This window comes from Parapedobacter lycopersici, assembly GCF_040395035.1.
Lineage (GTDB): Bacteria > Bacteroidota > Bacteroidia > Sphingobacteriales > Sphingobacteriaceae > Parapedobacter > Parapedobacter lycopersici_A.
In genome coordinates this window covers 1-23,365 of record NZ_JBEBRB010000041.1, presented here as the reverse complement: position 1 = coordinate 23,365, position 23,365 = coordinate 1, and the positions used below count along the sequence as shown (strand labels likewise).

General features: G+C 50.5%; 18 protein-coding genes. 12 read left to right on the top strand and 6 right to left on the bottom strand.

Translation table 11 applies throughout. The annotated features are described in order from the left end of the window. On the bottom strand, window positions 1-418 hold a 418-nt coding region (locus ABWO75_RS09320; RefSeq protein ID WP_353184845.1), incomplete at its 3' end, for an ATP-binding cassette domain-containing protein. 174 nt (window positions 419-592) lie between these two features. Between ABWO75_RS09320 and ABWO75_RS09315 the strand changes: the two genes are divergently transcribed. The 3 genes from ABWO75_RS09315 to ABWO75_RS09305 all read left to right on the top strand — a co-directional run bounded on the left by ABWO75_RS09315 (window position 593) and on the right by ABWO75_RS09305 (window position 5,786). After that, complete coding sequence (locus ABWO75_RS09315; RefSeq protein WP_353184843.1) at window positions 593-1,933, top strand: right-handed parallel beta-helix repeat-containing protein; 1,341 nt, start codon at window positions 593-595, stop codon at window positions 1,931-1,933. Window positions 1,934-2,031: 98 nt separating this feature from the next. Further along, a complete protein-coding gene (locus tag ABWO75_RS09310; protein WP_353184841.1) occupies window positions 2,032-4,848 on the top strand; it encodes a TonB-dependent receptor in 2,817 nt (938 codons plus the stop codon). A 221-nt stretch (window positions 4,849-5,069) separates the two neighbouring features. Further along, window positions 5,070-5,786 carry an MIP family channel protein gene (locus tag ABWO75_RS09305; RefSeq protein ID WP_353184839.1) on the top strand — a complete coding sequence of 239 codons (717 nt, stop codon included), beginning with the start codon at window positions 5,070-5,072 and terminating at the stop codon, window positions 5,784-5,786. A gap of 67 nt (window positions 5,787-5,853) precedes the next feature. Here ABWO75_RS09305 and ABWO75_RS09300 read toward each other — a convergent pair whose 3' ends face one another. Beyond that, entirely contained in the window at window positions 5,854-7,785 is a 1,932-nt protein-coding gene (locus ABWO75_RS09300; RefSeq protein WP_353184837.1) for a TonB-dependent receptor plug domain-containing protein, read from the bottom strand. A 104-nt stretch (window positions 7,786-7,889) separates the two neighbouring features. On the opposite strand from ABWO75_RS09300, the gene ABWO75_RS09295 reads away from it, so the two are divergent. Next, window positions 7,890-9,326: an aminotransferase-like domain-containing protein gene (locus tag ABWO75_RS09295; protein ID WP_353184835.1), complete on the top strand. Its 1,437-nt coding sequence runs from the start codon at window positions 7,890-7,892 to the stop codon at window positions 9,324-9,326. Window positions 9,327-9,350: 24 nt separating this feature from the next. Here the strand turns inward: ABWO75_RS09295 and ABWO75_RS09290 are convergent, their stop codons facing one another. Then, on the bottom strand, window positions 9,351-10,322 hold the full coding sequence (locus ABWO75_RS09290) for a zinc dependent phospholipase C family protein (RefSeq protein WP_353184833.1): 972 nt from the start codon (window positions 10,320-10,322) through the stop codon (window positions 9,351-9,353). A 435-nt stretch (window positions 10,323-10,757) separates the two neighbouring features. Between ABWO75_RS09290 and ABWO75_RS09285 the strand changes: the two genes are divergently transcribed. The 8 genes from ABWO75_RS09285 to ABWO75_RS09250 all read left to right on the top strand — a co-directional run bounded on the left by ABWO75_RS09285 (window position 10,758) and on the right by ABWO75_RS09250 (window position 21,264). Beyond that, window positions 10,758-11,768, top strand: coding sequence for a glycosyltransferase family protein (locus ABWO75_RS09285; RefSeq protein WP_353184831.1), 1,011 nt, complete (start codon window positions 10,758-10,760; stop codon window positions 11,766-11,768). Beyond that, complete coding sequence (locus ABWO75_RS09280; protein WP_353184829.1) at window positions 11,761-13,095, top strand: GH1 family beta-glucosidase; 1,335 nt, start codon at window positions 11,761-11,763, stop codon at window positions 13,093-13,095. The genes ABWO75_RS09285 and ABWO75_RS09280 overlap by 8 nt, the downstream gene beginning before the upstream one ends. Window positions 13,096-13,178: 83 nt before the next feature. Continuing rightward, window positions 13,179-14,399 carry an MFS transporter gene (locus tag ABWO75_RS09275; protein ID WP_353184847.1) on the top strand — a complete coding sequence of 407 codons (1,221 nt, stop codon included), beginning with the start codon at window positions 13,179-13,181 and terminating at the stop codon, window positions 14,397-14,399. 52 nt (window positions 14,400-14,451) lie between these two features. Then, window positions 14,452-15,186, top strand: a complete 735-nt coding sequence (gene bamJ / locus ABWO75_RS09270; protein WP_353184827.1) for a BamJ family beta-barrel-assembly machinery protein — start codon at window positions 14,452-14,454, stop codon at window positions 15,184-15,186. After that, entirely contained in the window at window positions 15,170-16,066 is an 897-nt protein-coding gene (locus ABWO75_RS09265) for an aldo/keto reductase (protein WP_353184825.1), read from the top strand. The genes bamJ and ABWO75_RS09265 overlap by 17 nt, the downstream gene beginning before the upstream one ends. A 41-nt stretch (window positions 16,067-16,107) precedes the next feature. Next, on the top strand, window positions 16,108-16,974 hold the full coding sequence (locus ABWO75_RS09260) for a sugar phosphate isomerase/epimerase family protein (protein WP_353184823.1): 867 nt from the start codon (window positions 16,108-16,110) through the stop codon (window positions 16,972-16,974). A gap of 142 nt (window positions 16,975-17,116) precedes the next feature. Then, window positions 17,117-18,130 (top strand): PorP/SprF family type IX secretion system membrane protein, encoded by a 1,014-nt coding sequence (locus ABWO75_RS09255; RefSeq protein ID WP_353184821.1) that lies wholly within the window; start codon window positions 17,117-17,119, stop codon window positions 18,128-18,130. Between the two features lie 5 nt (window positions 18,131-18,135). Continuing rightward, window positions 18,136-21,264, top strand: coding sequence for a T9SS type B sorting domain-containing protein (locus ABWO75_RS09250; protein WP_353184819.1), 3,129 nt, complete (start codon window positions 18,136-18,138; stop codon window positions 21,262-21,264). Window positions 21,265-21,282: 18 nt separating this feature from the next. Here the strand turns inward: ABWO75_RS09250 and kdsB are convergent, their stop codons facing one another. From kdsB to trpS, 3 genes are all read right to left on the bottom strand, one after another. Next, the gene (kdsB, locus tag ABWO75_RS09245; protein WP_353184817.1) at window positions 21,283-22,032 is read right to left on the bottom strand and encodes a 3-deoxy-manno-octulosonate cytidylyltransferase; all 750 of its coding nucleotides are present in this window, start codon (window positions 22,030-22,032) and stop codon (window positions 21,283-21,285) included. A 19-nt stretch (window positions 22,033-22,051) separates the two neighbouring features. Continuing rightward, entirely contained in the window at window positions 22,052-22,666 is a 615-nt protein-coding gene (locus ABWO75_RS09240; protein WP_257656916.1) for a deoxynucleoside kinase, read from the bottom strand. 1 nt (window position 22,667) lies between these two features. Then, a partial coding sequence (trpS, locus tag ABWO75_RS09235; RefSeq protein ID WP_353184814.1) for a tryptophan--tRNA ligase occupies window positions 22,668-23,365 on the bottom strand: 698 nt, incomplete at its 5' end.

Sequence of the window (23,365 nt, the reverse complement as noted above, 5' to 3'; positions counted from 1 at the left end):
TATCGGACAAATCAAGTATATCCAGCACTTCGCGGATCCGGCCGATGTCTATACGAGCACCGGCGAACCCCTGGGCAATCTGCAGGTTTTCCTTTACCGTCAGGCTTTTGACTAAGTGGGCGTCCTGAAAAATCAAGCCGATGCGCTGTCCCCTGAAATGATCAAGCTGTTTGGTAGAAAGTTGATAGATGTCCTGATTAGCAATGGTAACCTGCCCACTGGTCGGTTTGAGCAGACCGCTTAATATGTGCAGGAGGGTTGTTTTTCCACTGCCGGAATCACCCAATATCAGTGTATGCTGTCCTCGCGGAATTTCCAGATCGGCAAAATGCAAAGATACCCCCAAAGTATATTGATAAGTCAGTTCCTGGAGCCGTACCACCGTGTCCGTAGCTGATTCAAGCATAATCGTATGCATTCGGTCTTAATAGGTCCGCAAGTTAAACCATTCCGATGACATTAGCATTGATCAAATGCAACTTTATTGATATTAAGGAAGGCGAAGGGTACCATTTTGGCCGGTCAACGATCACCATACCTTTCAGGGTATTTACATTAACCTAACATTAAATTCATTAAAACTTGATTTTATATGAACGTTGGCTTTATACTAAATAAATTTCTTTGTGGAAGAAAAATAACGGAATTCAAACCATTAAAAATGAAAGTCATGAAAAAACTTTTTTTACCATTCCTGGCAGTAGCTGCACTGGGGTTTGCTGCGGGTTGTAGTGATGACGATCCGGTTACGCCGGGTCCCGGTCCCGATCCCGAAGCAGAGGTAATTACCAAAAGTGGTATTCTTGAAGGAGACGAAACCTGGACTGCGGATAAAATTTATGTATTAGACGGAAAAGTGGTAGTTGATGACGGTATTACGTTGACGATTGAACCGGGTACGCTTATCAAAGCTGAAACCGGCGATTTGGATCAGGCGTCTGCGCTGATCGTGGATCCAGGAGGGCGCCTGCTCGCCGAAGGCACCGCTGAGGCACCAATTATCTTCACTTCTGTTGATGACGATATTAAGCCGGGCGAAACAGAAAGCTCGCTGGAACTTGCTGATGCCGGAAAATGGGGTGGTGTTATTATTTTAGGTAATGCGCCAATCTCGGTAAGTGCGGCCAGCGGAACAGCATTAATCGAAGGTATTCCCGATAATCTGTCATACGGAACATACGGCGGTACCGACGCTGTAGACGAGTTTGCTCCCGGTGAAGGTGGAAGCAAGTTAGACTATATTTCCATCCGTTTCAGTGGCGTTGCTTTAGCAGCTGACTCTGAAATCCAAGGTTTAACCTTAGGGGGCGTGGGTTCAGCTACCAGCATCAAGAACATTGAAATTTATTCAAATCTGGATGACGGTGTTGAATTTTTCGGCGGTACTGTCAGCGTGGAAAACCTGTTGATCTACGGTCAGCAGGACGACGGCATTGATATAGACCAAGCTTACTCAGGAACTATTTCCAATGCGTTTGTAATTCAGACCGAGGAATCGGGAAGCGCCTTCGAAATCGATGGCCCTGAAGGCAGTATGGAAAATTCGTTCACGTTACGCAACATTACGGTAGATGCTGGCAATTTTGATGGAAAGTTACTGGCTGATTTCCGTAGCCGGGCGATGGGTACGTTGGAAAACATCTACATGTTCAACATCAATGCAGCCGGATCGAGCGTGAATATTGCTGATAACGCAACAGCAGCAAATTATAACAGCGGCAAAATCATCTTTGATTCATGGGAAATTGCCGTGCCTGCCGGAAAAACAGTTGCTGACCTGTTCACAACGTTGGACAGTGGCGGTAACCCGATAACAACACCAGTATCCAACGAGGCATTCGTTGATAACGTAACTGCCGTAGAAGAAGGAATGGTTGGTGCAGACCTTTCAGTATTTGGCTGGACGTACACGAAATCGCAGGGTGCGTTTTAATTTAATAAGCTAAACTTATACATGTCCATCTTCCATAAACCAAACGGGAGATGGACATTTTTATACCAAATCTAACAAACTTAATAGGTAAAACTGTGATGAATAGGGGTTTTTATATTTTACTCGGTGCACTGTTTTCTATGCCATTTTTCCTGTTTGCCCAGGAAGGTGGCCGTGTAACTGGAACGGTGTTGGAGGAAAGTTCCAGCTCGCCGTTAGCGGGTGTAAGTGTACAGGTGGTCGGTGGCAACGGAGCTACAAGTACGGACTTTGAGGGGGATTACACCTTGGGGCTTGGCCCAGGTACCTACACGCTGCGGTTTTCGTCCGTAGGCTATGATGTAAAGGAAATCAGTGAGGTAACGGTTGAATCGGGCCGGGCTGTCGAGATCGATATTGCGCTGTCTCCATCGGCCGGCGAACTCGCGGAAGTCGTAGTGAGCGTGTCCGCCCGCCGCAACACCGAAATATCGTTGCTAAATATGCAACGCAATGCAAGTGTAGTAATGGACGGCTTGTCTTCCCAGAGCATTCAACGTACAGGGGCTAGTACAATTGCCTCTGCGGTGCGTTCTGTGCCCGGTGTATCGGTACAGGAGGGGAAATACGTATATGTGCGTGGTTTGGGCGACCGCTATAGTAAATCCATTTTGAATGGTATGGATATACCCGGTTTGGACCCAGATAAGAACACGGTACAAATGGATATTTTTCCGACCAATATCCTCGAAAATATCGTGGTAGTTAAGTCGGGCGCCGCGGAGCTCCCGGCCGACTTTACCGGCGGTGTTGTGGATATTGTCACCAAGGACATTCCTGCACAAAAACAATTGGGCGTTTCACTGTCTGCCGGCTATAATCCGGACATGCATTTTAAAAATAACTATGTGGGATATCAGGGCGGTGCTACCGATTTTTTGGGATTTGATAACGGCGATCGGGCAATCCCCATTAACCCTTCATTAAATATTCCCAGTCCAACAGGATCCAACAATGCATCGTTACCCGGTATCACCCGTTCATTTAACCCATTAATGGGTGCTTCACGCCGCAACAGCATGCCTGACTTGAGTTTGGGTGTGGATTTCAGCAATCAGTATGCCGTAGGTGCCAATAAGCTGGGGGTGATTGCCGCATTAAACTATAAAAATACAACAACCTTTTATCAGGGCTTCGAAAATGGGCTCTATTGGCGGGCACTTCAAACGGATTCTGATGCGGAACTCCGGCCGGACCGCACCATGTTGGGTGACCTTGGCGGACAAAATGTGTTGCTGTCGGGCCTGCTTGGTCTCAATTACAAAACTACACTGTCCAAATATGCCCTGAACCTATTGCATATTCAGAATGGTGAAACCCGGGCTGCAATCTACGATCAGGTAAATCGCATATCCAATGTCAACCAGGTATTCAAACATAACCTGGATTACAGTGAACGGTCCGTATCCAACATCCTGCTTAGCGGGAAGCACAGTAATGAAGACGCTACATTCTTGACCGAATGGAAGGTGTCACCTTCCCTGGCCCGGGTTCACGATAAGGACGTGCGCTCTACCACCTTTGTCCGGGAGGGATCTAATTACCGGATTTCGACGGATGCCGGTGTGCCGACCCGTATCTGGCGGAACTTACAGGAAGTAAATGCCGTGGGAAAAGTGGATTTTACTAAAAAACTGTCACTGTTTAATCGGGATGCCTCGTTAAAATTCGGCGGTTTATACAGCTATAAACAACGGGATTATTCCATTAATTTTTATTCCATTTATTCGAGGGCGTTTAATAGTTCAGGCTTAAATGGCGATCCGAATGCTATTCTGCTTCCGGAAAATATCTGGACACCTGAAACTAATTCCGGTTTTTATGTCCGGAGTACCTTCCAGCCCACCAACACCTACGACGCAACGCAACATACCGGAGCGCTTTATGTTTCCAGTGAATTCAAGCCCTGGGAAAGACTCCGTGCCATTGTCGGAATCCGTGCGGAACAGTATACGACGTTCTTTACGGGTGAAAATGTCAGCGGTGACCGGTACGATAACGAACAGACACTCAATAGGCTTGACCTGTTTCCTTCGGCCAACCTGATTTATAGTCTGACATCCGGCAGTAACCTGCGATTATCATATTCCCGTACGACAGCCCGGCCGTCGTTCAAAGAACTCTCCGTTGTGCAGATCTATGATCCCCTTACCGATACCCGGTTCTTGGGAAACCTGGACCTGGTGCCAACATACATTGATAATGTGGATCTTCGATATGAACTGTTTGGTGACGAATCCCAACTGTTTGCCGTCAGTGGGTTTTACAAATACTTCCGGAATCCGATTGAGTTTCAGGTGTCTTCAGATGCCGCACCAAATAATTTCATTTCGAGAAATGCACCCTATGCGAATGTCTATGGAATTGAGGTAGAAGCCCGTAAAAACTTCGGGTTTATCGCTGAGTCGCTCAGCGATCTGAGCCTTAACGTGAATGTTTCCGTGGTCAATTCGATTATAGAGATGGGTAAGGATGAATATGAGTCCCGGTTGTTTTTTGCCCGTGAGGGAGAGGAGATCAAGAACACCCGGCCGTTGCAGGGGCAGTCGCCTTACCTAATCAATGCCGGTTTGAATTATAACAACGTCGAGAACGGTGTGGAAGCCGGACTGTTCTACAATGTACAGGGCAGAACATTGGAGGTTATCGGCTTCTCCAGAAATGCAGATGTATATGCACAGCCCTTTAATAGCCTTAATTTTAATTTTACCAAGAAACTCGGGCCGGCAAAAAAGAGTGCCATCAATCTGAAAGTTGAAAATATTCTCGATGCCGAACGGCAAAGTCTATACGAAGCATTTAATGCCGGTGACCAAATTTATCAACTGAGACGCCCAGGACGGAATTTCAGCATCGGTTATAGTTTTAATTTTTAACGGAACGCCTCAGCATAAAGATAATATCGTAAAACCTCCTTAACATCTTGATAATAATAATGTCCTACTATTGCAGGGTATTAAGAAACAAAGATTTTTGATAATAGTTTATCATTTGTTAGGTTTGGTTAAATGTAAAAGCCCTGCTGTGAAGCACGGCTTTTTTTATTGATTATTAATGGAAAAACCATTATGTTTGGGTAACCAATTTTTCTAAAATTATGGAAATCAAAACATCAACTAAGTTCGTTGCCGAATTGGTTGGCACCTTTGGTCTGGTGCTATTCGGTTGCGGTGCCGCCGCGGTGGCGGGGGTAGACACCCTTGCGGGACTTTCCGGATTGGGATTGCTGGGCATTGCACTTGCTTTTGGCGTTTCGGTGGTGGTATTTGCCTACGCCATTGGCGGCATAACCGGGTGCCACATCAATCCGGCGATCACGATTGCCATGCTGGTAAGCGGCAAAATTTCGATCGGCGACGCAGTGGCTTACATCGTTGCCCAGTTTATCGGCGCGTTACTTGGTGCATTTGTACTGCAACAGATTCTCAGTGGGCAGCTGGCCGGATTTACCCCGGGGGAGTGGGCATTCGGCGCAAACGGCTGGGGAGCAGGTTACCAGAATGAATACGGTACCGGCGCTGCTTTTCTTACGGAAGCCGTGCTTACCTTTTTATTCCTGTTTGTCATTTTCGGAACTACTTCAAAATGGGGTAACAGCACCATGGCCGGACTGGCCATCGGCTTTACGCTGGCGCTGATCCACCTGGTGGCTATTCCAATTACCGGAACATCCGTTAATCCGGCCCGTAGTTTCGGTCCGGCCGTACTCGCCGGGGGAAAAGCGCTGAGCCAACTGTGGCTATTTATGGTAGCCCCCATAGTCGGCGGAATCGTTGCGGCTGTCGTATGGCGGTTGCTGGAAAAGAAAGAATAACATGCAGAGTCAGCGGTACAGCACAGCTACGTTGTTGTGCCGCTGACTCAACCTTAAAATGCGCGAATTAAATTGCCCATTTCACACCTAAACTCATCCATCTTCCGGGCATAGGGACGGCTCCGGCTTCTATATAGGTAATATCAAACAAATTCTGTGCATCCAGGTAAATGCCCAGTGGCTTGAACTGATATGCGAGCCGCACATCGCCCAGGAAATAACTCCGGTAACTGATCCGCTGGTTGAAACGGCCGGCTAACGTGGCCGAAAAGTGACTGATCCCAACAGTCAGGTTGGCGATTGCCTGATGACGCAGGCTTTCGATGGCATACTTGGAAAGCGCCCCCGTATTATTACTACCATCAAATGTCGGTGACAGCCACGTGTAGGAACCTCCGGCCATTACGTTTACCCGCGCATCATGAAGTACCCGGTAATTGCCGGAAAACGTAACACCGCGTGTGCGGTTATGCTGAAAATTATAGGGCTGCCAGGGCTCCGCAGCTGATTCACGTACCCAATCAATAAAATCGTTTACGTTCCGATAAAAGTAAGTCGCCTGCGCGGTGAGCCGCTCATGCCGGTATTTAATGCCTCCCTCGGCATACCACGAGCGCTCGGATTGTAACAGGGGGTTGCCGATATTACCAGGTCGCTGATCAAGATAAAGATCGGTAAAGGATGGAATGCGCTGGCCGGTACCGGTGTGGGCGACGATTTTCCACTGCCGGCTGAGTTGGTACCCCAGGTCAATACCGGGAAACACCTGCCATCCATAGTCGGAGTTATAATTGGCATAGACACCGGCGTTGAGCAGCAGGTTGCGGATCCGCTCGGTTTTGAACTCGGCATATAAACCGTAATTGTTCCGATCATGATTGCCGATATTGGAACTCCGGATTATTTCCCGTCGCATTTCCGCGCCCACGCCGACAGCGCCGACAGCGGTGTGCCAAGTGCCGTTAATTTCGGTATTGACGGCATGGCCATGGTGCTGGCTTCTTGCACGGCTCAGGTCGTTGCGAAAATAACGATAATCATCATAAGCATAGCGGTAGCTCACGCGTGGCGACAACGAAAACCGCTCGGTTACCTGGGCTTGGTAGCCAATCGCGGCTAACGCTGTCTGGACGATCTCCTGCGATTCCCTGTCACCTGGCGCCGCGTAAAACCCATTGGCACCAAAATTATTGTATACATACCCGCCCATAAGGGTCAGCGCGTCGGTGGCATTGGTCCGGATATTGCCTTGGTAATAGGCTTTGTGATTACGGAACGCCGTATTATAACGGTATCCGTTACCCGACTCATGACCACCATAAAGAGAATGCTGTTGCTGGTCAGTAGCATAGGTTCCGCCAAGCTGCACACCCCTGCCGTTGAAAAGCGCGCCGTTACCGGCTGTGTCCCGCTGGAATCCGGTGCCAGCGTAGGCATGCGCGGATAATTCTGGCTGCTGCGGTTTGCGGGTGACAATATTGATCGCCCCGTTGAGACTGTTGATGCCATAAATGCGTGCAGCCGGCCCACGGATAATTTCAATACGTTCAATGGCATCAGTGGGTATCGGAAGGTTAAGTCCGTTGTGTGCTGTTTGGGCATCGAGCACCTTAATGCCGTTGAGCAGAATGAGCGTCTGCTCAAATGTTCCCCCATCAACGCTTACGTCTGCCTGTGTACCGAAAGGACCGCGCTGCCGAAGGTCAACCCCGCCGATATGACTGAGTAGCTCATTGATAGACCGGGTGGGCAAGGCATCAATCTGCTTTCGGTCAATCACCTGGATATTGCGGTTTTGCTGGGTGAAAGGTATCTGTAGCCGGTTTTCGGAAATGACAACTTCCTGTAAGGATATGGAATCGGCATTTTTCAACGACGTAACAAACCTTTCTGACGAATCACGCTGCGCATATGCTGGCTGCGTATATAACAGATAGACGGGAAGGAAAGCCAAGAAAACCGCAATAACGACACTTCTTTTTTCTAAAAATAACTTCATGTTTCAAATTTTCACAAAAGTCGTATCTTGCCGGTATATCGTGATAGGCCAGTTTTCATTTTATGGGTAGTCCGGTTTTAGTGCCATACCAGCGTTTTATATCTGTGGATCGTGACTCGTCCACACCTGTTTACCTCCAGGTAGCGCATCAGTTGATCGACGCGATTCAACAAGGTTACCTTGTTGACGGGTTAAAACTACCCGGTACACGGCGGATGGCTAAGCTATTGGGTATGCACCGCAATACGGTAGTTGCCAGCTATGCAGAGCTGGAAACGCAGGGATGGATTACGGTGCGCCCGAACAGCGGTGCCCTCATACGGAATAAGAAACCCGACAAACCTAAAAGGCTCCATCCGCCGGGGGGTAGGGAAAGTTCGGCTTATCCGGCACAGACGGGATTCCCCTACCGGACATGGACGTTATTGGACAATCCGTTAGGCCAGGGAAATGCAAATTATAATTTCGATGACGGTTTGCCGGATCCCCGACTCTCCCATACCGACTACCTGTCCAGGTTGTTGCATACGAATATGAAACGCCGGGGAAACCGTGCCAAGCTGGGCTACAATCAGCGCGGAACAAGTAATTATTATCAAGAGAATCTGACGAATTTTCTAAATCTCACCCGCGGACTTCGTATATCAACAAATAACTTGCTCGTAACCAGGAGTCTGGAGTTGGGGGTGTATATCGTAGCTGAGACACTGCTTACCCCTGGTGATATCGTGGTGGTGGCTGAACTCAGCTATTTTGCGACCAATATGATTTTTCAGCGCGCTGGCGCGACTATACTGACCGTTCCGATCGACGAGGAAGGCGTAGATGTGGATGCGGTTGAAACACTGTTCAAACGGAATCGATTCCGCATGCTTTACCTCACGCCCCATCATCATTATCCAACTACCGTAACCCTGAGTGCCGAGCGGAGGGAAGCGCTGCTCGATCTTTCGATGAAATATGGGTTCATCATTTTGGAAGATGATTACGATTATGATTTCCATTATGACGGAAGTCCATTGCTGCCAATGGTGAGTGCAGACACCGGTGGTATGGTGGTGTATGTGGGGGCATTCGGTAAATCGCTGGCATCGGGATTCCGGTCGGGTTTTATTGTAGCGCCGGCGGGGTTGATCCGGGAGATGGATAAACTGCTGGGCATATTGGATCGTTATGGCGATGTACTCACCGAACTGGCGTTAGGGGAACTAATAGCCGATGGCGAAATTCACCGCTATCTGAGAAAATCCATTCAGCTGTATCGGGAACGGCGCAATCGGACGGTGCAAATGCTAGCCATGAAGCTGGGAGATCGCGTGGATTTTGCCATACCTGACGGCGGTTTAGCCATTTGGACAAAATGGCCCCATAGCACAAATCTCATGCAGTTACAGCAGCAATGTTTGAAAAATGATCTTTACCTGCCCCGGCATCTGTTATACCAGTCGAATGTACATTGCGGTATCCGATTGGGATTTGGAAGCCTGTCTCCCACAGAGCTGGAAAAGGCAATAGCAATTTTAGCCGCTGTCGCACAATAGCACGTTACCGACTGATTAATGCATTTAATGCCATTCTTCGCGGCCCAGCATTTTCGACCGGAGGGTTGTAGCTGCGGTATCCGTTTCCGTTGGCAGCGCTGGTAAATCATGGATGTCGGGTTGTCCGGCATCAATCCAAGCGGAATACCAGAAGCTACCTGTACGTATGATGGCATCCCGCATGCGGTCTTCGACCATACCAGACAGCGCGTCGTGGTAATGCCTTGAATAGGCTTCGGAGTAGGTACGCATCAATACGCCGTTACGGGTCACATAACCATATTTCCAATCCGACTGGAATTGTTGGTGAAGCCGCGCTTCGATGGCCAGTACCGAATCAACCAATAGAAAGCTTTCCTCAACAATCCGCAAGGTTTCTGCTGCCGGCGATGCCACATAGTGCGCACGGCCGACAAGAAAATCGTATTCCTCCGTAAAAAGCTCCGGCAGTCTGCTCTCCCAGAACGCGTGAATGCCAACCTGATTGGTCTGCTGCCCGTTGTAGTTGCTTGTGGTATGTAACGGTACATGGGCGTCGGCAATATAGTGTCCGATGTCGGCCGAATAACGTAAAATCCGCAAATGATTCTTTTCGCTATATGCACGTACCAGGCGGTAATAAGTACGGCTAATCTGCCAGGGCAGTATGCCGGAGGCAAAGAGGCGTTGTTCCGTAAACCGGTTCACAGCGGCTGTCCAGTGTACGGGTATGCTGTCAAACGGCCGGTCTCCGTACTGGTCCACATCGATGAAATGCCGCGCCGCTTCCAGGGTATCTACGTAACGGCGTTTGTCCGCATCTACCGCGTGTTCGGTGATATAGTTCAGGTGATTCTTGTAGAATCCGGAAACATCGGCCGGCAAGGTGAAGACAGCCATCCGGTTGATCAGCTTATGTGCATGAAAACCCCAGGCGGAAAGTAATAGCACAGCCATCAATAAGAAAACATGCAGGAATAGGCGGTTCATTCCATGAAAATAGGGGTTTTCGTCCATGATAACAAATTCTTCATGTGTTTTTAATGATTAGGTAACCGCCAATGCCGTCCTTGCGGCTTTATAGTTTGATCTGTAACACAATAAAACAGGACACGATGGGATATTTAGTCACGTTGCTTCATCGGTTGGGAAGCCGTTTTATGCTCCGTTTTCTGCGGTCGGCCTTCAGGCACTGAAAGGATTTTAATTTACAGCTGCTTTTTTAACTTTAGATTGCTAAGTTTGAAGTGCATAAGAGCCTGTTTAAATTTGTATGGTTAAATTTTTTATAGGTTATTTTTGAGCGAAACGAGGCGGGTTTCGCAGGAATAGCCGGAAGCCTATTCCGAGAAAACCCAACGAGGTTGCAGCCAAAAGGAATCATGAAAAAAACAATGAGATAAATTTTAAACAGGCTCTAAGTTTGTGTCGGCTCTTGTTACTATCTGATCGATGAAAATTCTATATGCGGTACAGGGTACCGGTAATGGCCACTTAAGCAGAGCAATGGATGTCGTGCCCTGCCTGCAACGGCGTGCTACGGTGGATGTGCTGGTAAGCGGCATACAGGCAGACCTGCAGCTTCCGTTTCCGGTGAAGTACCGGATGCATGGTCTAAGTTTTATTTTTGGGAAATCCGGAGGGGTCGACCTCTGGAAAACGTTCATGAGTTCTACTGTTCGCCGACTGGTGCAGGAAGTCAACTCCCTGCCGATTGCGGACTACGATCTTGTTATCAACGATTTCGAGCCGATATCCGCGTGGGCCTGCCACATCAAAGACAAACCGTGTGTTGGCTTAAGCCACCAGGCAGCCGCACTTGATCCGCAGTCGCCGAAACCCAAGGATGCGGATGTAATGGGCAAGCTGATCATGCGCAATTACGCACCTACTTCCATCAGTTACGGGTTCCATTTCAAGGCTTATAATCAACGGATATTCACGCCCGTAATCCGCCAGCAGGTGCGTCAGCTCGATGTGCATGACCGTGAGCATTATACGGTTTATCTCCCCGCCTACGATGATGCGCGATTGATTAAGCACCTGATGCGGTTCCCCGATATCCACTGGCAAGTGTTTTCCAAGCATAACCGGAAACCGTTTACGCTGCGCAACGTACATGTTCAACCCATTGCCAATGAGGCATTCATTAAAAGCATGGCCGACGCTGCGGGTGTGCTGTGCGGAGCTGGATTTGAAACACCTGCGGAATCGCTGTTTTTGCAGAAGAAATTACTGGTTGTGCCGATGAAAAACCAATATGAACAGCACCTCAATGCCGCGGCACTGGAACAGCTGGGTGTGCCAGTTATCAAGAACCTCAAACCAAAAAATGACGTCGCTATTGAAACCTGGTTGAACAGTGGAGTGACTGCTCGGGTAGACTACCCCGATTGTACGCAGGCGATTGTTGATAAATTGCTGGATACACATGCAATAACCCCTCTGTTATCAAATGGTTAGCAGCGATTTCGGTGCCGATTTCCAGTGGGGGGTATCTTCCGCAGCGTTTCAGATCGAAGGCGCCTGCACTACAGACGGCCGGAGCCCGTCCATCTGGGACACCTTCACCGCGCGAAAGGGAAAAATAAAGAACGGTGACCATGCCCGTACGGCGTGTGATTTTTACCAGCGGTACGCCGGCGATATTGACCTGATCCAGGAAATGAATATCCCGAATTTCCGGTTTTCATTATCGTGGCCCCGTATAATGCCACAGGGCACTGGAAAAGTGAATCAGCCGGGCATTGATTTCTATAACCGGGTGATCGATGCCTGCTTAGCACGCGGCATAACTCCTTGGATCACCCTTTACCATTGGGACCTCCCGCAGGGATTACAGGACCGCGGCGGATGGACTAACCGCGATGTCGTCGGTTGGCTGGAAGACTATGCGGCCTGTGCGGCAACAAGATTCGGTGATCGGGTGCGGCATTGGATGGTACTCAATGAACCGGCGGTGTTTACCGGGGCCGGTTACTTTTTCGGGGTGCATGCTCCTGGACTTACCGGACTGCGGAATTTCTTTCCCGCAGCCCATCACGCCACGCTGGCCATGGGCAGGATAGGCCGGGTGCTCCGTTCGGCACTGCCGCAGGCAATGGTCGGTACTACTTTTTCCTGCTCCAGCGTGCATCCCCTGCGCAATCGGGAACGGGATATACAAGCGGCCATAAGAGCCGATGCGTTGATTAACCGGATGTTTATCGAACCCATCCTTGGATTGGGGTATCCGGTGGCCGATCTTAAAGCCTTGCAGGGGATCGAGGCGTATATGCAGCCTAACGATGAAAAGGAGCTGCCGTTTACCTTTGACTTTATTGGCCTTCAGAATTATACCCGGGAGGTCGTGCGGCATGCGTGGATCGTGCCCTACCTGCGCGCCCGGCTGGTACCCCCCCGGAACCGCGGCATTGCATTGACTACCCAAATGGGGTGGGAAGTATATCCGCAGGCTATTTACGAAATGATCAGCAAATTCAGCGCCTATACCAATGTTCCGCGTATCTACATTACGGAGAACGGTGCAGCATTTCCCGACGAGGTGGCGGACGGACGTGTCCACGATCCATTGCGGCAGCAATACCTGGAAGCCAACCTGGCGCAGGTGCTCCGTGCCAGACAGGAGGGCCTGAACGTACATGGCTATTTCGCATGGACGCTTACCGATAATTTTGAATGGGCCGAGGGCTATTTCCCGCGGTTCGGCCTGGTACACGTAAATGCGGAAACACAACAGCGTATTATCAAGGATTCCGGTCGGTGGTATGCCGGATTCCTTCGTTCGTAAGACACCGGTTCCTCACCAATTTCCGGAAAAAAAGTCTTTGAATGAAAGATTTTGTAGCTTTGCGTTCCGTTGAATCCGTACACATGAAATCAGAAGAGTCAGTTATATCGAAGGAAGTTTCCCCAACCATATATGCAGTATTGTTTGCGCTGAGTTTTTCCCATTTGCTCAACGATACCATCCAGTCCCTGATTCCATCCATTTATCCGCTTGTCAAGGATTCATTCCGGTTAAGCTTTTCCCAGATCGGGTTGATCACGTTGGTATTCCAGCTGTCGTCATCGCTCTTGCAGCCGGTCGTTGGGGTGCTGACCGACCGGAGACCGTACCCTTATGCGCTGCCACTGGGCATGGGGTTCAGCCTCATCGGGTTGATCCTGCTGGCGTTTGCGCCGAGCTTTGCATGGCTATTGGTGTCTGTTGCAATGGTAGGCGTGGGGTCTTCCGTGTTTCACCCGGAAGCATCCCGTATGGCGTATGTTGCCTCAGGCGGCCGCAGGGGTTTCGCTCAGTCGCTTTTTCAGGTAGGGGGAAACGCCGGCAGTGCCATCGGTCCGCTGCTGGCCGCTGCATTGATCGCCCCATTCGGGCAGTTTAATGTGGCCTGGTTCTCCATTGCTGCATTAGTGGCAATCATTATTCTTTACCGCATCGGAAAATGGTATAAACCCAAATCCATCCGTAACTATATCCTGCGCAAGAATAAGGTCGAAGTGGTGATACAGCAGACACTGCCCCGCCGAACAGTCGTCCTGTCCATTGCCGTGCTGCTGATCTTGATTTTTTCCAAGTATTTTTATTTCGCCAGCCTCACCAGCTATTATACATTTTACTTGATCGATAAATTCGGCGTATCTGTACAGGAGTCCCAGGTGTACCTGTTTATCTTCCTTTTCGCCGTAGCGGCGGGAACAATGATTGGCGGGCCACTGGGCGACCGCATCGGGCGCAAATACGTGATCTGGCTTTCCATCCTGGGCGCCTCCCCGTTTACCCTGGCGCTACCTTATGCCAGCCTATTGTGGACGGTGGTGCTCTCGTTCGTCATCGGCGTGATCATTGCCTCGGCATTTTCGGCTATTCTGGTATACGCACAGGAATTACTGCCTGGTAATGTCGGGATGGTCTCGGGGTTGTTTTTCGGGTTTGCGTTCGGTATGGGCGGTATCGGTTCTGCCGTTCTTGGCCAGATTGCCGACACAAAAGGAATTGACTATGTATATCATATCTGCGCATTTTTACCGCTTATTGGGATAACGGCTGCATTTTTGCCGGATTTAAATAAAAGACACGTCCAAAAATAAAGGCAGTGTGTATATTTGACACGGTAAATAAGCCGTATAAACAGAAATTAACATGAGATTTAGCAGTATCGTTATTGCCTTTGCGGCACTTTTAAATGTTGGCGTGGCCGTTGCGCAGCAAGCCGCCAAGACCCCGTTAACAAATCATGCGGATTCGGTAGCCTATGCCTTTGGGGTGTCAATCGGTGAGGACCTGAAACGTACCGGAATCAAAGAGGTGAATACCGAAGTGATGGCCGAAGCGGTCGCCGCGGCACTTGCCGGCGAGGAAACCGGTTTTGATGCTGACCTAATACGCGAGCTGATTGTTCGCACGGTTACGGAAGCCAAGGAACAGCTGGATGGCCGGCTTAAAGGAGAAGCGGATGCATTCATGGAAAGCAATGGAAGGCGCGAAGGCGTAAAGACGACGGCATCCGGACTGCAATATGAAGTGGTCCGGGAAGGAGCGGGAGAAAAGCCGACACCCGCGGACACCGTGACCGTACATTACCGCGGCGAGCTGAGTGACGGTAAGGTCTTTGATAGCTCCTATGACCGCGGTGAACCGGTAACGTTTGAACTGGGGCGGGTTATCGCGGGCTGGCAGGAGGGCCTGCAACTGATGACGGCGGGAGCGCATTATCGCATTTACGTACCTTATGAATTGGCATACGGCGAACAGGGGGCCGGACCGGATATTCCGCCATTCAGCCCGCTGATCTTTGATATTGAATTGATCACTGTAAAAAAAGGTGCCGCGGAGGCACCTGCTATTGCGGAACCCATAAATGAACCAGCTCGGTAAATCGGATTTATATATCAGTCCGGTAGCATTCGGATGCATGTCTTTGGGAGAAAACCAGAAGGCAAACACCGATATGCTACTGAAAGCGGCCGATCACGGCATTAACTTTTTTGACACAGCCGACCTTTATCAGAAGGGACTTAACGAGGCCTATGTCGGGGAGGCACTGAAACCCATCCGCAAGCAGGTGGTTATCGCAACCAAGGCGGGTAACCAATGGCGGGCAGATGGCAGTGTCTGGGACTGGAATCCAAGTAAAGACTATATCCTGAAATGTGCCGAACAAAGTCTTAAGCGACTTAAAACGGACTATATTGATCTTTACCAGCTGCACGGTGGCACGATTGACGATCCGATCGATGAAACCATTGAAGCCTTTGAGCAGCTTAAGCAACAGGGAAAAATCCGCTGGTATGGCATTTCCTCCATCCGGCCGAATGTAATCCGGGAGTATATCGAACGTGCTAATATCGTCAGCGTGATGATGCAGTACAGCCTGCTGGATCACCGGCCTGAGGAATCAGTGCTGGATCTGCTCGGAGCACATCAGATCAGCGTGATTTCCCGCGGGGCTATTGCCCAGGGATTACTGACAGGAAAAACAGCAGTCAGTTACTTGCAATATACCGAAAGTGAGGTCGCACGGGCAGCAAAAGCGGTAGCGGGCATAGCACGCGAAATTGGCGTTTCAAGTCTGGATGTTGCCCTGCGCTATATATGGAGCCATCCGGCAGTGGCAACCGCCGCGCTTGGCATCCGGACACCTGCTCAGCTCGACGAAGCCATTGACGCAGGGAAAACAGCCCGGGGATTGACGGAAATACAGCGGCAACGGCTGCGCGGATCGGTACGGGATTTTCATTATGAGCTACACCGGTAATCTTCCAACGAATCAATGTTGTAATTAAATCAGTATAAACCATGAAACATTACCTAACAAAAAAAATCGGCGCCCTCGTGCTGTTTGCACTGGTGGCGGCATTGCCGGTATCCCATGTAAAAGGCCAATCCTATCCCGAGAAAAAATTAGGCTGGAGCCTTTCGGCGCAGACGTATACGTTTAAGGAGTTTACCTTTTTTGAAGCGGTGGATAAGGCTAAAAGCGCCGGCCTGCAATCCGTTGAGGCTTATAACGGCCAGGAACTCGGCGGCGGAATAGCGGGTAAATTTGATTATAAAATGGATGCTGCTACGCAAAAGGCTATCTTAAAGGAATTGCGGAAGAAAGGCGTGAAACTGGTTGCTTTTGGCGTGGTTAACGGAAATACCGAAGCGGAATGGAAACAGCTGTTTGCCTTTGCCGATGCCATGGGTATCCAGACCATCAATTCCGAACCCAAGGAGGAATTCCTGCCGCTGGTAGGACAGCTCGCCACCCGATATAAGATAAAAGTAGGTATCCACAATCACCCCAACCCGACACCGTACTGGAATCCGTCAATTGTGTTGGCCGCTGTGGCAACTGCGAATAGCGATTACGTTGGTGCCTGCGCCGATATCGGGCACTGGGTGCGGTCCGGACTGGATCCGGTAGCGTGCCTGAAACAACTGGAAGGCCATGTGAAGAGCGTACACTTTAAGGACCTGGAGGCAAAGTCGCCTGAAACCCACGACGTACACTGGGGAACCGGGGTCAGCAATGTAGCGGGGGTTATCGCTGAGCTGAAACGCCAGGGTTTCAAGGGTAATATCTCCGCTGAGTACGAATATAACTGGGAAAATAATACCGAAGACGTTGCTCAAAGCGTAAAAAACTTCCGACAGATTCTGACCGCAGGAAGTTTGTAGCCGAAAATCATCCTATTGATCCAGCCTCCCCACCCGCCATGTTTTTAACCGGCAGGTCGGGGAGGCTGTTTTTGCCTTTACCTACTTGATTGTCAGAGATATTTTGACTATACTTGTTGTTGACTAACAAGTAAACCTATTTATGCGCCATCGAACAACTGGCCTGATATTACTTGCATTATGCATTACCGTACATGTTTATTCCCAACAGAAGCCACAGTATACGCAGTACCTGTTCAATAGCTTTTTGATCAATCCGGCAGTGGCGGGCATTGAGCGGTATGTCGATGTAAAGGCAGGGGTGCGAAGCCAATGGCAGGAGGTAGAAGGAGCGCCACAGACGCTATACCTGTCGGGAAATATGCCGATTGGAAACAACCATATCCAGGACGGGGCCAATTCGTTTCCCGAAGGGGGGTACAACCCCTACAGTCGCGGGTATTCCCACCGTTACCGGGCTTCGGAGCCGCATCACGGGTTGGGGGTAATCCTGCAATATGATCGTGCTGGACAGTTCCGACGCACCGATGCACAACTGGGTTATGCTTACCATTTACGGATAGCGGAAACGATTAATCTCTCCGCCGGAATCAATGGGGGAATTTCCCAGGTGCGGTTCGATGCAAGTGGGGTAACAACGGAAACACCAGGCGACCCCATTCTTGGACAGTATGCGGAGAGCCGGATTTCACCCGACCTCGGAGTCGGTCTTTGGCTATATGGCGCCCGGTTTTTTCTTGGGCTGTCGGCGCTGCAGCTGGTGGGTAATCCGCTGGCGCTGTCCGGGAGCGCGGTGAGCCGGGATGCACCGGCGCAGCAGTTCTATCTGATGGCGGGCTACAAGATACATCTGGGAGATGACATGGCGGTGGTGCCCTCGGTATTGTTCAAGTCGCTTGCGGGATTGCCTATGGTAGGTGACTACAACGTAAAACTGGCATTTCGTGACCGGCTGTGGGTAGGTGGCGGTTACCGCAATCATGAGTCATTTTCGGCAATGGCGGGGTTCAATATCAGCTCATTGCTGAACTTGAGCTATTCCTATGATTTCAATACGGGACCGATACGTACACTGGCGCATGGCAGCCACGAGATCGTATTGGGACTATTGCTAAACAACCGCTTTAAAGTGTATTGTCCGCAGATCTTGTTTTGAACACCATGAGAAACACCTCCATATTCTGTTTCCGGACGCTGGCCCTGCTGGCCGGTTTGCTGATGGGTTGCCTGTTATCCGTGTATGCAGCGGACTTTATCGTAACCAATAATGCCGATAGCGGGCCCGGCACACTTCGGGATGCACTGTTGCGGGCGTCGGCTAACGGGACAAGCGAACAGGACCGGATTTTATTCAATTTGCCCGGCGGATCGTTGGAGGCCCGGACGATCCTGCTGGATAGTGAATTGCCGGATGTCACGTCGAATGTAATCATCGACGGTACCTCGCAGCCGGGTGATCCATTCGGTGCCAGCGACGCCAAAGTACGGATTGCGCCCCGTATTGGCGTCTACACCAATGATAATGCAGGGGCGCTAAGTGTTGTGAACGCCGATCATGTTGAGATTTACGGGCTCTACATCACCGGGTTTCACACGTTGTACGGCCAGGAATCCAATAACGCTTCTTATTACGCCATCCAGGTGACAAGGGGCAGCGCGATAATCATCGGAAAACCGGGAATGGGCAACGTGTTCGACGACAACTCTGTCCACATCAATATTCAGCAGGGTCAAACAGGTACACCGACGGGCGTTACCGTGCAGTCCAATTGGATCGGCATAAATACCAATGGCGATGAAAACCGGGGGAATTCGGAAACGATGGCCTTGCGCATCACCGGGTCGGACGTGTTGTTTGGCGGCGCGTCGCCAGACCAGGGCAACCGGGTAGGTGCCGGTACACGTTTCCAGCTGAACGGTTTCTCCGTGGAAAATAACGAATTCCGGTCCGGTGCCCAGCTTAACAACAGCGAATCGGGCGTGTTCCGGGATAACCAGTTATATGATGATTTTCTTCAGCTGGATAACAGTTACCAGGATATCGGCATATATGGCAATCAAAATATCGGTTGGCTGGAAATCAAGACCAATGTGCCGCCGGACCAGGTATTCGTGGAGATCGGTACGGATGAGGCCGCAGACGTTAATACTTTTACCCACGACGGCGCAGGGATTACCGGTGTGGCAGCGGTGCGTAAAAACAGTTTCGACTGTGTCTACTATCCATTCTGGACTCAGGCGACATATCCGACCATCGAAGTGCTGGAAAATAGCCCTAGTGTATTCGGGGGTGTCGCTTCCCCGAATGCCGAGATTTACATCTACGACGACGATACGGATTGCGAAATTACAAGTCCGGTCACGTTCTTCAGAAAAACCACGGCAGATGCCAACGGCAATTGGGAGATCCGCGGCGATTTTTCCGACCGCCGCTTTACCGCCAATGCCGTGGTAGGCAATCAATCATCTGCTTATACACAGGTGGGCTTCGAGAATAAATACGCCGAACACCGCGATAACTTTATACTGACTCACCCGGACTGCGAAGGGGACAACGGGGCTATCGAAGTAATCAATTACATTAATACGTTGCAGATCGAATGGTATGATGAAGAAGGAAGGCTTTTACAAAGCGGCCCCGAACCTAGAATCGAAGGCCTTGGCCCGGGTAAATATACCTGTATATTGCGTAATGGAAACAGTTCGATGACTTTTGAAAATTATGAATTGCACCTGCCGGAGTGGCGGTTCTATACTGAAGATATACGGGTAATTGCCGCCGAATGCGGAGCGCCGGTTGGTCGCGTCGAAAACCTCCGGGTAGTCTCAACTTACTATCAGGTTGCAACCGGAAATCATGAGATTATCAGACTGCAATGGTTTGATGAATCGAACAATCCGATAGGACCGTCCGGAACGGGGGGGACATTACCCTTGCGCGACGTGCCGCCGGGAACGTATTTTCTCCGGGCGTATATCTCCGAAAATTGTTATGGCGAGTATGAAGTAACCATTGAAGGGCCACGGGCCGATCTGTCGGCCATGCAGGTGGAGCACGTTACCTGCGATGGTCCGGGACAGATCACCGGTATCAGCCTCTCCGGTATGGAAGGACTGGAGGTCCTTTGGCTGGATGAACGGGGAACAGAGGTGGGTGAGGGGTCAGACCTGCACGATATTACCAATGGCGGAACATACCGGCTAGCGCTTGTGGGTGATACCGATTGCGACACGATTTGGGCGGCATTCGTTGATGTCCAGGAAATCGGCATACCGCAGTTCGACGAGCAGTCGCTGGAGATCATTCCTGTAAGCTGTGATGGGGTTACCTTGGGTAGCATCACCGGCCTGGTGGTCGAGGGGGCTATTAGCTACGAATGGCAGGACGAAACCGGACAAGTGGTGGGCAATGCCCTTGAATTAACGGATGTGCCGGTAGGCCGTTATCGCCTGTTGGTTACTGCTGATGAGGAGTGCATGGCGCTTTCCGATTGGTATCTGGTAGCACAGGAAGAAGTGGTATTTCCTGAATATGCGGTTTCAACGGAACAGCCTTCCTGTATCGGGAACGATGGTGTGCTGGAGATCGACTGGGGGAATGAAACAGTACGACCGGCTGCATGGCGTTGGCTGGACAGCAACGGCACGGAGGTAGGCAGTGGCCAACGGGTGGAAGGATTGGTGCCGGGTATTTACCGGCTGATGTTGATCAACGAAGCGGGCTGTGAGGTCCCTGACCCGCGGGAATTCCGACTGGAAGAAGCTGTCCCGCTGACGCTCAATACGACGGCCATGTATGTACAAGACGTCGCCCGTGATTCCAACAGTGGCGCAATCGGTGGGATAGCGGTTGTCGGCGGCACAGCACCATATACTTACAGTTGGTATAATGCTGCCGGCGAGCTGGTAGGCAATGAAGCGGAATTGTCGGGTATACCCGCGGATGTATACGTGCTCGAAGTGGTGGATGCCCGCGCGTGCCGCAGCCTTACGGAACCGATTACCGTAAATACCTTCAACGGCGACGACCTGGGTATTCCAAATACTTTCAGTCCGAATGGTGATGGCTATAACGATACCTGGTTTCCCGCAGGGCTCGAACGTTATACCCGTGCCCTTGTCCGGGTGTTTGACCGGCAGGGGCAGTTGGTATATGAAGGAAGGAGCACGGATGCACCGTTTAACGGACAATACCGGGGTACCAACCTGCCGGTCGGCGCTTATTACTTCTTAATTGATCTGGGAAATGAATACCCTGCACTGAAAGGCAGTCTCAACCTGCTGCGGTAATCGGGTGACTACTGAAGACTAATGCTTTCCGTAGTGGATTTTTAAAACCCGCTCCACATCTTCCGGATTGTCAATGCCAATGGTTTCATGGGTTGTTTCCGCGGTCTGGATCGGGTATCCGTTTTCCAGCCAGCGCAATTGCTCGAGCATTTCCGTACCCTCCAGCGAGGATACAGGCAGCGCGGTAAGCTGTGCGAGTATGTTGGTCCGGAAGCCATAAATCCCGATGTGTTTGAAATAGCTGTGGGATTGCAGCCAGTCTTCCGGCGGCACGCCGCGCTGGAACGGAATGGCCTGCCGGCTGAAATAAAGCGCCCGGCCGTTCGCATCAACCACTACCTTCGGGGAATTGGTGTTGAATAACTCTTCACTTGTCGTGATTTTTTTAATCAGGGTAGCAATCTGTACGCCGGGTTTGGTTAAGCAGCTGACCAGCAGGTCAAGCTGATCGGGATGGATGAACGGTTCATCCCCCTGAATATTGACCGCCAGGTCGAACCCCTTGTGGGCCGCCACCACCTCGGCACAACGGTCTGTCCCGCTCTGGTGTGCGGCTGCGGTCATCATCACGCGACCGCCGAATGCCTTTACGTGGTCAAAAATGCGACTGTCGTCCGTTGCCACAACGACCTCATCGAGCGCCCTGCTTAGCCGTGCCTGCTCATAGACCCGCCGGATCATGCTCTTACCGGCAATATCAACCAGCGGCTTCCCCGGAAAACGGGAAGATGCATAACGGGCGGGAATGATACCGATGATAGCAGACATGGTAATAGGGGATAAGGGATCAGAATAAACCGAACAGCTCGGCTTCTACTTTTTGAAGCACGTAGCCCATGTCTTCCGGTTTGTTGGCAAAATCAAGCTTGTCCTTGTCTAAGATTAGCAACTTGCCGGACGCATAATTCGTGATCCATTTTTCATATTTTGCATTGAGCTTGGATAAGTAGTCGAGGCGGATATTCGCCTCGTATTCCCTTCCGCGCGTCTGGATGTTATCCACCAGCGTCGGTACCGAAGCCCGGAGATAAATCAGCAGGTCGGGTGGTTTAATATATGAAACGATGCTTTCAAAAATACCGCTGTAATTCTCGAAATCGCGGGCGCTCATCAATCCCATATCGTATAAGTTCTCCGCGAAAATATACGCATCCTCATAAATGGTCCGATCCTGGATGATGTTGATGTCTTTCTGCTGCAGCTGTACAATATGGCGGAACCGGCTGTTGAGGAAATAAATCTGCAGGTTGAATGCCCAGCGCTTCATGTCGCTGTAAAAATCCTCCAGGTACGGATTGTCGTCCACTGCCTCAAACTGGGGTTCCCACTTCAGGTGGTTGGCCAACAGTTGGGTAAGCGTGGTTTTCCCCGCACCGATATTTCCTACAATGGCAATATGCATGTTAAAACTTCCTGAATCCAATGATTTCGCGTACTTCTGCCAGGGTCTTCCGGGCGCTTTCCCGCGCCTTTTCATTTCCCATACGGATTACATTGCTAATATAGTCGTTATCGTTTGAAATTTCATGGATGCGTGTGCGAACCGGTTCGGTAGCGGCAATCATATCCGCTGCCAGCTGTTTCTTCAGGTCGCCATAGCGGATGGTACAGTTATTATACTGTTCATTAAAATGCTGCACGGTGTCCGGACTCGAAACCACGGCCATCAGGTCGAACAGGTTCTGGATGGCGTCGGCTTTCGGCTGGTTCGGCTCCGTAGGGCCACTGTCGGTAACCGCGCGCATCACTTTTTTCCGGATCACTTCGGGGGAGTCGGAGAGGTATACCGCATTGGCTTCGCCTTCGGATTTACCCATTTTGCCCTTGCCGTCCAGTCCCGGTATTTTAACCAGTTTGCTGCTGAAAGAAAAGGCGTAAGGTTCCGCAAAGTATTCCGTCTTATACAACCGGTTAAAGCGGTTGGCAAACGTCCGCGACATTTCCAGGTGTTGCTCCTGATCCTTGCCAACAGGAACTTTGGTTGCCCGGTGGAGCAGGATATCCGCGGCCATCAGCACGGGGTAGGTCAGCAATCCTGCATTTACATTATCGGGGTTTGCGCGCACCTTGTCTTTGAATGACGCGGCACGTTCCAGTTCGC

Excerpts from the sequence above, each read along its gene's own strand:
- ABWO75_RS09315 (WP_353184843.1), top strand. The coding sequence starts at position 593 with ATGAACGTTGGCTTTATACTAAATAAATTTCTTTGTGGAAGAAAAATA.
- ABWO75_RS09255 (WP_353184821.1), top strand. The coding sequence starts at position 17,117 with ATGCGCCATCGAACAACTGGCCTGATATTACTTGCATTATGCATTACC.
- ABWO75_RS09300 (WP_353184837.1), bottom strand. The coding sequence starts at position 7,785 with ATGAAGTTATTTTTAGAAAAAAGAAGTGTCGTTATTGCGGTTTTCTTG.
- kdsB (WP_353184817.1), bottom strand. The coding sequence starts at position 22,032 with ATGTCTGCTATCATCGGTATCATTCCCGCCCGTTATGCATCTTCCCGT.
- ABWO75_RS09305 (WP_353184839.1), top strand. The coding sequence starts at position 5,070 with ATGGAAATCAAAACATCAACTAAGTTCGTTGCCGAATTGGTTGGCACC.
- ABWO75_RS09250 (WP_353184819.1), top strand. The coding sequence starts at position 18,136 with ATGAGAAACACCTCCATATTCTGTTTCCGGACGCTGGCCCTGCTGGCC.
- ABWO75_RS09275 (WP_353184847.1), top strand. The coding sequence starts at position 13,179 with ATGAAATCAGAAGAGTCAGTTATATCGAAGGAAGTTTCCCCAACCATA.
- ABWO75_RS09310 (WP_353184841.1), top strand. The coding sequence starts at position 2,032 with ATGAATAGGGGTTTTTATATTTTACTCGGTGCACTGTTTTCTATGCCA.
- ABWO75_RS09265 (WP_353184825.1), top strand. The coding sequence starts at position 15,170 with ATGAACCAGCTCGGTAAATCGGATTTATATATCAGTCCGGTAGCATTC.
- ABWO75_RS09285 (WP_353184831.1), top strand. The coding sequence starts at position 10,758 with ATGAAAATTCTATATGCGGTACAGGGTACCGGTAATGGCCACTTAAGC.
- ABWO75_RS09240 (WP_257656916.1), bottom strand. The coding sequence starts at position 22,666 with ATGCATATTGCCATTGTAGGAAATATCGGTGCGGGGAAAACCACGCTT.
- bamJ (WP_353184827.1), top strand. The coding sequence starts at position 14,452 with ATGAGATTTAGCAGTATCGTTATTGCCTTTGCGGCACTTTTAAATGTT.
- ABWO75_RS09280 (WP_353184829.1), top strand. The coding sequence starts at position 11,761 with ATGGTTAGCAGCGATTTCGGTGCCGATTTCCAGTGGGGGGTATCTTCC.
- ABWO75_RS09260 (WP_353184823.1), top strand. The coding sequence starts at position 16,108 with ATGAAACATTACCTAACAAAAAAAATCGGCGCCCTCGTGCTGTTTGCA.
- ABWO75_RS09290 (WP_353184833.1), bottom strand. The coding sequence starts at position 10,322 with ATGGACGAAAACCCCTATTTTCATGGAATGAACCGCCTATTCCTGCAT.